Genomic DNA, 11,446 nt, shown 5'->3' on the forward strand with positions numbered 1-11,446 from the left:
GAGACTCGTTACGGCAGCCGACTCCGCTCGCGTCACAAGGAGAGGTAGTAGTTGCCGACAGCGGACAGATATCGGTGGTCGGCTGTCTCGCTGTCGGTGGTGAACCGGGGCGCGCCTTTGATCTGCTCCCGGCTCGGCGCGACCTTCACCGTCTGCGCTTCGCTGTCGATGACGGTTACGGCACCCGCCGGCACGAGCACGCTCTGGCCGAACACCCATACGCCGGTGTCGACCACCAGATGCCGGCTGCCGGGCTGGTCCTGCTGGCGGTCCACGTGCCCGATGACGCCATCAGCGGCCTCCACGGTGAAGCCCACCAGCGACTGCCGGGGCGTGTATCCGCTGTTCCGCGCATACATCCACACACTGCTCACAGAATCGTCTCCTCCCCCTGGAGAACCAGCCCTGGGGCATCGGGCCTCCCGGGTCGTTTCACCCCTCCCCTTCCCCTGTATGCGCTGGACAATCGAGGGCTGCCGGTGAGGGCATCAGCGGGGCTTGAGGCCGTGCGACATAGCCCGGCCGGGACGGCGGCCGCAGAAGTCCTCCACGCGGCGTCGCTCGTCGCGTGTGGCGGCCACTGCCAGGACGCCACCGTCTGGCCCTTGCGGCGGGCCGGCTGCCGACCTGTCAGATTCCCCGGCAGATGGCCGGCGCGCACGGTGCCCCGCTGAAACTCTGCGGCGCGGCAGACAGACTCGACATGGATCAGGGCCGCGCAGCGTCTGCTACACGGCCCTGATCCCGTATATCTCAAGTCCGCCGACGTGGCAGGTGTCCGCTGTCCGGCCGGACTGTGCGCGCCCGTACGGTCGGGGGGCGGGGTGGGGAGAGTTAGGCCGGGTTGATGTTCTCGGCCTGCAGGCCCTTCTGGCCCTGGGTGACGTCGAACGTCACGACCTGGCCCTCCTGGAGCTCGCGGAAGCCCGAAGAGTTGATCGCGGAGTAGTGGGCAAAGGCGAACTTCCGAACCACGACAGCTGACGCAAACGCTACACGCCCACCACGCCCCGTCACCGGAGGAACCGTGTGCACGTCACGCCTTTGAGCAGGCGCGTTAGCCAGCCGAGACCGGCACACGCGCCCGAGTTCAAGCCGCGGCCGCGGAATGCGGCCATTGTGCGGCGCGGTATTCGGCGTTGATGCGCTGGGCTTCTTCGAGCTGGTCTTCGAGGATGACGATCCGGCAGGCGGCCTCGATGGGGGTGCCCTGGTCGACGAGTTCGCGGGCTCGGGCGGCGATGCGCAGCTGGTAGCGGGAGTAGCGGCGGTGTCCGCCGGCGGAGCGGAGCGGGGTGATCAGGCGGGCTTCGCCGATGGCGCGGAGGAAGCCCTGGGTGGTGCCGAGCATCTCGGCGGCCCGGCCCATCGTGTAGGCGGGGTAGTCGTCGTCATCGAGACGGCCAAGCATGCCGTCTGCGGTCATCGCACCTCTCTGTGGAACGCGTGGAGGGGCCCGGATGCCTGTTGGCATCCGGGCCCCGAAGGAACTGCTACACCATCTGCCGGCCCTAATGCCGCGCCGGCCTTCTGTTTCCGCTTACCCGTCCGAACGGGGACGAGTGGTGCGGGGATCGCGGTGCTTGACCGGAGACCACCTCACTATCGATGTCCTGCGGTACCCGGACTCGCGTGGCGTCCGGGCGATCCTGATGGCGCCTCAACTCCTCCGTTCTTCCCTCGGTGATCAATTAGCTACCAAACGGGAACTACTGCGTATTGCTGGTACTGCTGTACTGCAAACCGCTTGTACTGCTCGTGACCTCACCCAAGCGCCACGCTTCGGCAGCCAGCCCCGTCGCCCATCCTGCATCTGCCCTGGCTTAGAACCCCACTGCCGAACTTCCCGGTGCGCGCGCCCGCAGCCGACGCCTTCACCGAGGTACCGCTCCACTTACTTCACTGCTGGGTACTGCCAACTTCACCACTGCGTTAACTGCGGTACTGCTCACGGCGGCCCCTGATCACTGCGGGCCACCCGGTCCGGTCGTCAGTCCCGTCGCCGTCCTGAAACAACCATGGCTTCGAAGCTCCACCACCGCACCGTCCAACAACTGCAACTACCTGCACTGCGAGTACTGCTGCCCGGCAGTTCGTCTCTGCCGGGCCCTTCGGTCTCTCTGGGCTACGAGAGAAACCATAACCACACCACCACCCAATGTCTACTCCAGCCGACATAGATTTTCAGGTGTCCTCCTTTGAGGTAATCGGGTGCTGTCGGGTTGAACGGCTGTCGGCGGGGGCACCACGACCGGGCAGGCAGAACCGGACTTCACAACACGGGACCCGGAGGGCCAGATGACCACGATGAGCGCCGAGCGCACAGCCCCTCGTTCTTCGTCTGCCGTCGCCGAGGCGCGCCAGGCCGCCCGGGCCTTCATCGAAACCCTGGGGCAGCCGGCCATCGAACCGGAGCACGCCGACACCGTCGTCCTGGTCGTCTCCGAACTCGTGACCAAGGCCCTGCGCCACGGCGGCGGCACCTACACGCTCCGCCTGGCCGCCCACCCCCACACCATCGAGGTCGCCGTCGACGATCTCAGCCCCCACCCGCCGCGCATGCGCACCCCCGACCTCGATGGCGCCACTGGCGGATTCGGCTGGCACATGGTCAACGACCTCGCCCGCGCCACCGTCGTCACCCCCAGGCCCGCAGGCGGAAAAACCGTACGCGCCCTCCTCCCCCGCTGGACCCGCGGATAGTCGCGGCCTGCGGGCGGGTAGTCGCCGGTCGGGACGTTCGGTCGACCCGTAGAAGACGATCTCCTCGAAACTCCGGTCGTCTTTGAGGGCGGCCGCACCGGCATCCGCGCCGAACGAAGCGTCGGCCGCAGGCCCACAGCCGCATCGACGGACCTGGATCGCTTAATGTGTCGGCTGTCCATGAGCGTGGCTCCCGGCCGGCAGATGTGTGTGGTCCGCGTGCGGGTGGTCCTGGGACGCCGTCGTCATCGCGCCCCTGCAGCGGGGTCTCGAAGCCCTCGACGTGCTCCCGCTGGATCTCGATGGCGGGCACATCGTGATCGCCGACCATGTCCGTCACGAGCTCGTCGTCTGCATCCCCTGCGGCAGCGGCGCCGTCCTCGACGGCATCCAGGGCGTACGCGTCCTGGGACAGGGCACCGACCTGCTGGCCCCGGTCGGCGGCTACGGCACCTACGTCGCGGCCTGGCTCAGCGGCCCCCACGACGACGAAGCCGAAGAAGCAAAGCTCATCGACCCCGCCCGGCTGAAGGTCGCGGTCCTGGCCGTCGACACCCGGCACCTCGCCGAAGCAGAGAAGATCGAGCAGGCCTTCGCCGAGTGACCCGCCGCCGCGCCCCTAAGTGCCCCAGCCACGCCGTCCATACCCGCCCCTCACGGCCCACGCCAAACCCACTACACAGAAGGCAAATCCCCCGCCCCCGCCCCCACCTCCCGCCAACCACCCCAACCCCCACTCCCATCCACCACCCACACCCCCTACAGAAGGTCCGGCTAGTCACCGGCCTAAAACCGGTGTGTGACCAGCGTAGACACACGCCGGTCCGCCATCCCGCTTCCCCCTATGTCTCCCTCCTTGATTCCCCCCATGTCTCCCCCCCCATGTGTACCGGCCAAGTTCCCGCAGACAGACAACGTGGCAGCCCCTCGACAACACACGGTTGAGGAAGGGTTCACCCAAACAGCTCCACTATCCCCTTCCCAACTTGGCCCTGCCCCGGGGCTGGCCGTCGCCCTCAACATGCCGGGCAAGGCCGCCGACTTCCTGCGTATCGCCGAGCTGGAGGCCGCCGAGCACGCCGCGCTCGCCCAGGGCTACACCCTCGCGTGACCGCCGCCCCCGCGATCCACCGGCGACTCCTCGACCTCTGCCAGGTCCCCGACGGCACCGCGGCGGTCCCGGCCCAGCGCAGGGCCCGCCGCGAGTGCGCGAACCGCGTCAACGCCCACGAAGCCCCGGCCTGGCCAAGACCAGCTGCTTAGCCGGCCGTGCACTGGTGAGCCCGCGTATTCAGCTGTCGCCGGTTCCTGGACGAGGCGGGGGTGACAGCGGCCGTGTGTAGCAGGCGGCGCCGCTTGCGGGTCATGGCTGCCGCCACTGCGCCGCGAATGCGCGAGCCGGGTTCTCGGTGAAGATCACAGATGCGATGTCGGGGCCCAGTTCGTTCTCGATCCGCGGACGCAGGCCGCTCAGCAGGAACGGCATGCCTGGGCCGTCAGCAGTGGATCTGGCCGTCGATGTGACCGTGTCACCCCCGAGCAGGACCTGGTGGACGTGACCGGCGTCGGCGAGGGCGGCAAGGGAGTCCAGCAAACGCCAGTCCGTGCCATGGTGCACGCGGGATGGGCCGTCGAATGCCAGGAAGGCGCCGGCCTCGGCGACCTGCCGGTGGATTCTGGTGTCCGGGAATCGATGCAGGTGCCCGAGGATCACACGGCGTGGTTCGACCCCGTGCGATCCGCACAGCAGCTCGATCACGTCCAGGGCGGCGGTTCCAGCCTCCAGGTGGACGCCGATGGGCGCGTCGGTGGCGTGGTGTGCCTCGGCGGCGGCAGCCATGACGTGCCGGGCGTGGTCGTCCAGGCGGTGATAGGCCCCGGCGACCTTGATCAGCCCGGCCTTCACGGGGCCGCTGGTCAACTCCTCGACGAACAGCTCGGCCAGCCCGTCACGAACACCCTCCAGCTCGGCTTGGCCATAGTGCTTTGCCTGGTGCAATCCGGTGGCGGAGATGACGTGGACGCCGGACCGCCGTGACAGGGCGGGGAGTTCCTCGACTCGTGGCCCCATACCCCAGGGTGTCCACTGCACGACCGCGCCACCACCATGCGCGGCGAAGGCGTTCAGTTCGGCAAGTGCGGCTTCGGCGTCGTCCAGTTCCTGGCCCGGCAGCAGGGGCGAGCCGATGAACAGGTGGTCGTGGGCGTCGCACGTGCCCAACTCTTCGGGCGGGATGTCCCCGAGCACGGTCCGGATCGCCGGGTTCATCCCGCACTCTCCTGCTCGGCGTCGGCCAGTGCGGCTGCCGCAACACGTAGTCCGGCCAGCGTCTTGGGCACGCCGATGTAGGGCGCTAGGTGGACGAAGACCTCGACGATCTGCTGGCGGGTCATTCCGATCCGTAGCGCGGTCTTGATGTGGCCGGTCAGCTGCGGGTCCACGCCGCCGAGTGCGGTGAGGGCGGCCAGGTTGACTAACTGCCGGTCGCGCAACGACAACCCTTCGCGCAGGTAGGTGCCTCCGAACAGGGTGGTGATGATCCAGTCGGCGTATCCGGGGGCGATCTGCTCCAGTGCCGGCAAGGTCGCCTGCTGGGTGGCCTCGTCTTGAAGAAGGTTCAGCATCCGGTATCCCTCATCGCGATCCAGGCGGGTCTGTGTCAGTTGCTCCGAGAGTGCGGGGTTCGTCGCCATGGTCGTGCTCCTCCATCGAATTTGGTAACGGTTCAAGCGTTACGATGACGTTAGCAGGAGTAACGGCTGGAGCGTTACACTGTCGGTGTGGCCAAAGAAGACAAGTTCGCCTTCCGCTTCGATTGCGGTGCCATCTGGTTGAACCTGCTCGCCACCAAAGGCCGCTCGTTCAGCGCGGAGCCGGTGGAGCGGCTCTCCACGCCTGCCCGGCTCGCGGAATGGCTGGAGCATTGTGAGCTGTCCCCGGCTCGGCCACCGGACCATGGCGACCTGGAACAGGCGCGGCAGCTGCGGGAGACCCTGCGCGTCCTGGCGTTGGCAACCGTTCATGAGCAGCCGCCGCCCGCAGGCGCCGTGGCGGACCTGGCCGGGTTCCTGTCCCAACATGACGACCCGATCCGGCTGACAGCGGACGACCGACTGCGACGCGAACCTCCAACGACGACCATGGATGCCCTGGCCCGCATCTCCCGTCAGGCGGTGGACCAGCTGAGCAGCTCGGACCGACGCGCCTTGAAGAGCTGCCCGGAACACGACTGCCGGGGCGTCTTCATCGATCCGCCTGGGCGTCGACGTTGGTGCCCGTCCCCGTCGTGTGCGAGCCGGGGCAGGGTCCGCGCGCTGCGTGCCCGCCGCAGCGCCGCCGCTCCTGATGCGAACGGCGACAACGCAATCGCCCCAAGCACTTGAACTGCCTGCTGAGGGGTCCCCGGACTGGTGGTACAGCCGCCGGCGCTGAGCCTTGATCGCGGCTGCCGGCTGCCGACCTCCTCGCCGCCGCCTACCCGGGCGCCGGCGGACTGATCCGCGGCGTGTTCGGTCCGAGTCGTCTCGCCCTGAAGAGGCCCCCAGCCCTGAACGGCACCGCTCCCGACGAGACTTGAGATGATCACTCCATGGCACAGAAGGATGATCAGCTGACAAAGGTCGCGTTCGGTATCTCCGAGGCGACGGCATCGATGCGCGCCGATGCCCTGCGGCTGCTCGAAGCCGACCCCATCCTCCATGCGGACTGGGTGGCGGGGCTCGCAACGAACCACGCGGCCCCGGACTCGGTGCTGCATCGCGTGTTCACACTGGATCCTCGGTCCGAGGCCTGGAGTTTGCTCGGGAAGCGCGAGCTGTCGCCGACCGCGGCGATGGCCGCCGTCGCACACCCCGACCCGGAGGTCCGCAGCATCCTGGTGGGGAATTCCCGCTTGCCGACGGAGGCCTACGGAGCGCTGGCCGAGGATGCGGACCCGACCGTACAACGCCGCATGGTCGGGATCGCTCAAGCGTTCGGCGTCGAACTGCCGACGGAGGTAGTCGTCCGACTGGCGACCAGCCCGTACGGCGGGCTGAGGAGCATCGCGGCTGAACTCGTGGGTCTGCCGGGGAAGAACCTGCTCCTGCTGGCCGAGGATCGCGACCCTCGCGTTCGGGCCGCCGCCATCAACTCCCGAACCTGGCACAGGCTTCCTCCGGCGGTCCGAGCCGCGGCCGAGGCCGACCCCGACCCGCGGGTACGCGAGGCGTTCGAACGCGTCATGCGCCTCGTGATGCCCCCGCCGACGACGGTCGGCGCCTTCCTCGCCGAAACGGACGAGGATCGCCGTCTCGCCGCCGCCCGCGCCGCACCCGTCGACGCGGACCTGGCAGCCTTCCTCGGAGCCCACGAAGACCCTTCCCTACGTGGACGGGCCGCCGGGAACCCGCACGTGCCCACGCCCCTCGCCCTCGGACTGGCCACTGACCCCGATCCCGGCGTGCGACTGGCCTTGTCCACGCGCGCGGACTTGACCGAGGAACAGCGGGCCGCGATCGACTACACGGCCCCGCAGGACCGCTACCCCGTCCCGGCCTGGGTCGAGGAACACTTCGACGACCCCGATGCGCTGCGAGAGCTCGCGGTCTCCGGCCACGTCATGCTGCGCCGGGGCGTCACGCGCGCGCCGGAACTGCCCGCCGATGTGATCGAGCGGCTGGCAACCGACGAGGACTACTTCGTCAGGGCGATGCTGTGCGAGAACGACCACGCCCCGCACGAACTCCTCGTTGAGATGCTCGCCGGCTCCGAGAGGTGGGTCCTGCTGACCCCCCGCCGCAATTTCGCCCGGCCCGGCCTCGCCCGGTTCGCCGACAACCCGAGCCACCGGCTGCGGTACGCCGCCATGCGCGACCCACATGCCGAACCAGAACTCGTCGAGCGCCTCTCCCACGACCCGAACGACATGGTCCGACATCACGCAGCCTCCCACCCGCTCCTGCCACTTCCACGCCTCGTCGCGCTCCTTGGCGTAACCGCGCAGGGCATGGCGCGAACAGCAGCCCGCAACCACGCGCTGCCCTACAACCTCATGCACCAGCTCCTTGACGTCGCCGGCGTCGAACGCTGAGCCGGACAACAGACGACATAAGCCCTGGAGGTCGAAACCTCGCGGGTGAGTCACCACGGAATGTGTTTTCTGCCCGTAACGCCGGGAGGCTTGTCGTGGTGAGTGAACCCAGTGAGGACGTCGCCGTTGCCTGAAGCAGAGCGGAACCCACTCCCCCGGAGGCAGCACGATGACGACCCCTCTCGTAGGGCGACTCTCAGCATGAGCAGGAAGCAGTGGCTTGGCGACGCTCACGATGGAGATGTGCCGGGCAGTGCCTGGGTGCTTGAGAAGTGCTTGGCGTGGGACGGCAGAGTGAACACGACGAGCAACTCGTGATCTATGCGTCCGGCGGTGTCCAGCGCTTGATGATGTCGGGCTGAGAGCGCGGTGCCGGCCAGGCTTGTATCCGGATCTCCTCTCTGTCTTCGGGCTCGTCCTCGCAGTCGGGGTCGGGGAAGGCCGCGGCTTCGAGGTTCCGCCGAGACGTCCGGATGCGGGTCCATCCGGCGGGCATGTCGAAGCGTGCTGCGTCGGGGAGGTAGTCGGTGCAGCCGAGTACGACGAGCCGTCCCGAGGCCAGGTTGAGGCTTGCCTCGACGACGTGGTCGAAGTCGTCGCTGTCATCGCCCGGCTGGCCCGTGAGGAGGTCGATGGTGACGCCGACGGTTACGTTGACAGCCGTGCCGATGGCCAGGGCGTGTTCGTCGATGCCGAGCCCGTCCAGGAAAGCCTGTTCGGTCCACACGTCGCCGATGCCGTTCTCGGTTGCCTCGGAGTCGTCGTCCATGACGTAGATCTGGAAGTAGTCCGCGAAGAGCTCAAGGTTTGTCGCCACGGCGGCATCATCGCTGCTGCCTGGTGAGGGCAGGGTGGCGGGGTGGGGGCGCCCTCAGGTGAGGCCGCTGACCGGGTGATCCGAACATGAATGCCGGCACGTCTGGAGAGGTTCCGGCTGATTGCTGCAGGTCAGACCGAGGTGGCGGTGCTGATCGTGGCTCGGACGGCCTGTTGGTGGAACGTCGGCTGCGAACCGGCGAACTGCTGTGTCCGTCGTGCGGGCGGTGCTCGCACCGTGGGGGCACGGTCGGCCGCGGGAGATCCGTGGCGATCTCGGGCCCCGGCTGTCCGTAAGGGCAGCGGAGCGTTCCAGAAGGACCTGGAAGCCCTCGCGCACCGGTTCGCTTCGCTCAGCGAGAGGGCGCTTCGCGCCCTCAGGGCTGGCCTTCGGCCGGTGTCCTGCGCTGCGCTGCGGACGGACCGACCATCTGGAACCCCGGCAGATCACTGCGCACGGCTCCCCCAGCTCGATGTTGAACTCCACGCACAGCTTCGTACCGTGAGCGGACTTCTTCCCGCCCTCCAACTTCCACCCCACCGTGGAGAACTTGGTCAGGGCCGCGCTCACCGGGGCCCGCGTCCTTCCACCCGATGAGCGCCGACCGGTACCGGTCCAGGTCGTACGTGATCAGGCGGCGCCCACGCGATGACCATCATCGCCCAGGAGGGTGACATGCTTCAGGAGTACAACCCCTGGGGCTCGACCACCGGGGTTCAGCGAGGACGACTTCATCAACGGCTACATGGGCAAGGCTTCCAACAGTGATATCCCCAACGCGTACAGCGCATGTCTTCCGCGGTTGCAGGGGCGATGCGGCGATCGCGGCGGCCGCGCTCCTCGCTCTCGCCACGGGCTGCAGCTCCGGCACCGTCGAAGCGGCCGGCGGCTCCACGAGCACCGCGAGCCGCCCGGTGAAGGACACCAGCATCACTGCCGCGCCGGGCGAGCGCTTCACCCTCAGCGTCGGCCAGAACGCCTCCACCCGCGAGTACTGGTACCTGGTCGACCCCGAGCCCGACAGCTCCGTGCTGGTCAGCCGCGGCCAGGTCTACGCGTCGGACTCCGGCGACGAAGCGGTGGCCGGTGCCGGCGGCCGGCTCACCTTCACCTTCGAGGCCAAGGGCAAGGGGACCACTCGGTTCACGCTGCTGCACTGCACTTTCACCACCTGCCAGGGCAACACCTCCACCCTGCCCCCCGAGACGACCGGGCCCTCCGCCACCCCGACCACGGGAGCCACCCCCTCCCAGGCCCCCGAACGCATCACCTACACCGTCACCGTCTACTGAGCCGCGGGTACGGGGCGTCTTCGTTCATGGCGGGGTCGCGGGTGTCTCGTCTCATCTGACTCGAACTCCGGCCGCCCGAGGACCCGGCAGCGCTGAGCACCGGCCTGCACCGGGCTCTCGCCGCGCACAGCCTCGCCGGGCACCGGGTCCACCAAATCGGCCCCGCTCTGCCGGCCGTCACGCTGACCTGCCGACGAAGGTGTAGGTGCGGGCGGCGGCGGCCGCGCTCGCCGAGCCCGGCCGCAAACCCGGTTCGGCAATCGGAGATGCACGCACCAGGGTCTGGCCGGCGCGCGCGGCCGGCCCGCCGTATCAGGGCCGACGGGCGGCCGGCCGTACCCCGTCCCGACGCAGTCGCCTCAGGACGACGCCCACGACGAGCATCAGCAGACAGGTGCCCGCCGCCGCGTGCACGAGGAGCGCGTCGAGGCGGTCCGCCGCCAGGTAGGCACCGACGGCCAGCGCCACCAGCGCGCACACGCCGCGGTCGATGATGGACTCCACCGACAGCAGGGTCGCCCGGTAGGGGGTCGGCGGGATGGCCGCGTTGATCAGGTTGCGTTGCACTGGGTACGCAAGGCCCGCCGCGGCAGCGAACGCGCACAGCCACAGGATCGTGCCCAGGCCCCCCGACAGCGTGGTGGCCGCGAGCGTGAGTGCCATGACCACGCTGAGGACGGTCACCACGGTGGTGTCGGCCAGTCTGCTGCGCAACCAGCCGGTTCTGGCTGATCCGACGGCCTCGGCGACCGTCATCGCCGACAACACCGCACCGTGGTCGGCGACGGGGAGGTTCTTTTCGAGGAGCAGCGGTTGGAAGAGGTTGACCTGGCAGATGCGCGCGAGCGTGAAGACGGCCACGCCCTGCATCATCAAAGGCCCGAGGGACCGCGACGTTCCGAGCACCTTCGCGGCCTGGCGGGCCGAGTCGAGGAGCCCGACGCGCTCCGCGGGCGGGTGACCGCCCCGGCGGGGCGCCGCGATCGCCGGGAGGGCCGCGGCGCAGGCCAGCGAACCGAGCGTGGAGAGTGCGGTCAGCACGTAGGGGGCCTCGTGCCGGATGTGCATGAGGACGCCGACCAGAGGCCAGCAGGCGATCTTCGCCCAGAGGCCGAGCGCTCGGGCGGTGCCCTCGGCCTGTACGTAGTGCTCGTCCGCGCCGTGCTCGCGCAGGTACTCGTACAGGTAGGCGCTGGAGGCCCCGGAAACGAGCGAGCGGGCAGCGGCGATGGCCAGGAAGTGCGCCATGAAGCCCGCGAAGGACGGCGAGGCGACGGGGAGGAGGTTCGCCGCGGTCATCGCGGCCGCCCCGAGCTGCATGCAGCGGCGCTGTCCGATGCGGTCGGCGATGAAGCCGGTGGGTATCTCCAGCAGGCAGAACGCCACGTAGTAGACGCTCTGGATGCCGAAGATCTGGCTGTCCGACAGGCCCGCCTGCTTCTGGTACTGGTAGAAGACCGGCATCCACCACAGCAGGTTGAACAACAGCTGGAACCCGTTGTTCAGTCGGATCACGCGGAGCACCGCGGCGGGCGGACGGACGCGGCGTTTGTCGCGCGTAC

The 11,446-nt window shown here is 68.8% G+C and carries 12 protein-coding genes and 1 pseudogene; 6 read left to right on the forward strand and 7 right to left on the reverse strand.

Annotated elements, in window-relative coordinates; all coding sequences use genetic code 11:
- Positions 1-32: 32 nt before the first annotated feature.
- The 3 genes and pseudogenes from ACZ4TG_RS07720 to ACZ4TG_RS07730 all read right to left on the reverse strand — a co-directional run bounded on the left by ACZ4TG_RS07720 (position 33) and on the right by ACZ4TG_RS07730 (position 1,426).
- Positions 33-359 carry a PRC-barrel domain containing protein gene (locus ACZ4TG_RS07720; RefSeq protein WP_468161414.1) on the reverse strand — a complete coding sequence of 109 codons (327 nt, stop codon included), beginning with the start codon at positions 357-359 and terminating at the stop codon, positions 33-35.
- Between the two features lie 475 nt (positions 360-834).
- Positions 835-957 (reverse strand): annotated as a pseudogene (locus ACZ4TG_RS07725) (cold shock domain-containing protein); the annotation flags it as partial.
- A gap of 133 nt (positions 958-1,090) precedes the next feature.
- Complete coding sequence (locus ACZ4TG_RS07730) at positions 1,091-1,426, reverse strand: MerR family transcriptional regulator (RefSeq protein ID WP_468160517.1); 336 nt, start codon at positions 1,424-1,426, stop codon at positions 1,091-1,093.
- An 872-nt stretch (positions 1,427-2,298) separates the two neighbouring features.
- Here ACZ4TG_RS07730 and ACZ4TG_RS07735 point away from each other — a divergent pair.
- The 3 genes from ACZ4TG_RS07735 (at position 2,299) to ACZ4TG_RS07745 (ending at position 3,966) form a co-directional block, all read left to right on the forward strand.
- A complete protein-coding gene (locus ACZ4TG_RS07735) occupies positions 2,299-2,703 on the forward strand; it encodes an ATP-binding protein (protein WP_468160519.1) in 405 nt (134 codons plus the stop codon).
- A 208-nt stretch (positions 2,704-2,911) separates the two neighbouring features.
- Entirely contained in the window at positions 2,912-3,307 is a 396-nt protein-coding gene (locus ACZ4TG_RS07740; protein WP_468160521.1) for a hypothetical protein, read from the forward strand.
- A 503-nt stretch (positions 3,308-3,810) separates the two neighbouring features.
- Positions 3,811-3,966: a hypothetical protein gene (locus tag ACZ4TG_RS07745; RefSeq protein ID WP_468160523.1), complete on the forward strand. Its 156-nt coding sequence runs from the start codon at positions 3,811-3,813 to the stop codon at positions 3,964-3,966.
- Positions 3,967-4,066: 100 nt separating this feature from the next.
- On the opposite strand, the gene ACZ4TG_RS07750 is transcribed toward ACZ4TG_RS07745, so the two are convergent.
- Both ACZ4TG_RS07750 and ACZ4TG_RS07755 read right to left on the reverse strand, forming a co-directional pair.
- On the reverse strand, positions 4,067-4,972 hold the full coding sequence (locus ACZ4TG_RS07750) for a phosphotriesterase family protein (RefSeq protein ID WP_468160525.1): 906 nt from the start codon (positions 4,970-4,972) through the stop codon (positions 4,067-4,069).
- Positions 4,969-5,397, reverse strand: coding sequence for a carboxymuconolactone decarboxylase family protein (locus tag ACZ4TG_RS07755; protein WP_468160527.1), 429 nt, complete (start codon positions 5,395-5,397; stop codon positions 4,969-4,971). Before ACZ4TG_RS07755 ends, ACZ4TG_RS07750 begins: the two co-directional genes overlap by 4 nt.
- Positions 5,398-5,484: 87 nt before the next feature.
- On the opposite strand from ACZ4TG_RS07755, the gene ACZ4TG_RS07760 reads away from it, so the two are divergent.
- Together ACZ4TG_RS07760 and ACZ4TG_RS07765 are read left to right on the forward strand one after the other, a co-directional pair.
- Positions 5,485-6,087: a CGNR zinc finger domain-containing protein gene (locus tag ACZ4TG_RS07760; protein WP_468160529.1), complete on the forward strand. Its 603-nt coding sequence runs from the start codon at positions 5,485-5,487 to the stop codon at positions 6,085-6,087.
- Between the two features lie 206 nt (positions 6,088-6,293).
- Positions 6,294-7,775: a hypothetical protein gene (locus ACZ4TG_RS07765; RefSeq protein WP_468160531.1), complete on the forward strand. Its 1,482-nt coding sequence runs from the start codon at positions 6,294-6,296 to the stop codon at positions 7,773-7,775.
- Positions 7,776-8,094: 319 nt separating this feature from the next.
- Here ACZ4TG_RS07765 and ACZ4TG_RS07770 read toward each other — a convergent pair whose 3' ends face one another.
- Positions 8,095-8,592: a hypothetical protein gene (locus tag ACZ4TG_RS07770; RefSeq protein ID WP_468160533.1), complete on the reverse strand. Its 498-nt coding sequence runs from the start codon at positions 8,590-8,592 to the stop codon at positions 8,095-8,097.
- Between the two features lie 764 nt (positions 8,593-9,356).
- Here ACZ4TG_RS07770 and ACZ4TG_RS07775 point away from each other — a divergent pair.
- A complete protein-coding gene (locus ACZ4TG_RS07775) occupies positions 9,357-9,884 on the forward strand; it encodes a protease inhibitor I42 family protein (protein WP_468160535.1) in 528 nt (175 codons plus the stop codon).
- Between the two features lie 312 nt (positions 9,885-10,196).
- Here ACZ4TG_RS07775 and ACZ4TG_RS07780 read toward each other — a convergent pair whose 3' ends face one another.
- A complete protein-coding gene (locus tag ACZ4TG_RS07780; protein ID WP_468160537.1) occupies positions 10,197-11,399 on the reverse strand; it encodes an MFS transporter in 1,203 nt (400 codons plus the stop codon).
- Between the last annotated feature and the right edge of the window lie 47 nt (positions 11,400-11,446).

Source organism: Streptomyces sp. NPDC028314, assembly GCF_055565795.1.

Coding starts and splice junctions, on each gene's coding strand:
- ACZ4TG_RS07720 (WP_468161414.1), bottom strand. CDS start 359: ATGTATGCGCGGAACAGCGGATACACGCCCCGGCAGTCGCTGGTGGGC.
- ACZ4TG_RS07765 (WP_468160531.1), top strand. CDS start 6,294: ATGGCACAGAAGGATGATCAGCTGACAAAGGTCGCGTTCGGTATCTCC.
- ACZ4TG_RS07730 (WP_468160517.1), bottom strand. CDS start 1,426: ATGACCGCAGACGGCATGCTTGGCCGTCTCGATGACGACGACTACCCC.
- ACZ4TG_RS07755 (WP_468160527.1), bottom strand. CDS start 5,397: ATGGCGACGAACCCCGCACTCTCGGAGCAACTGACACAGACCCGCCTG.
- ACZ4TG_RS07735 (WP_468160519.1), top strand. CDS start 2,299: ATGACCACGATGAGCGCCGAGCGCACAGCCCCTCGTTCTTCGTCTGCC.
- ACZ4TG_RS07750 (WP_468160525.1), bottom strand. CDS start 4,972: ATGAACCCGGCGATCCGGACCGTGCTCGGGGACATCCCGCCCGAAGAG.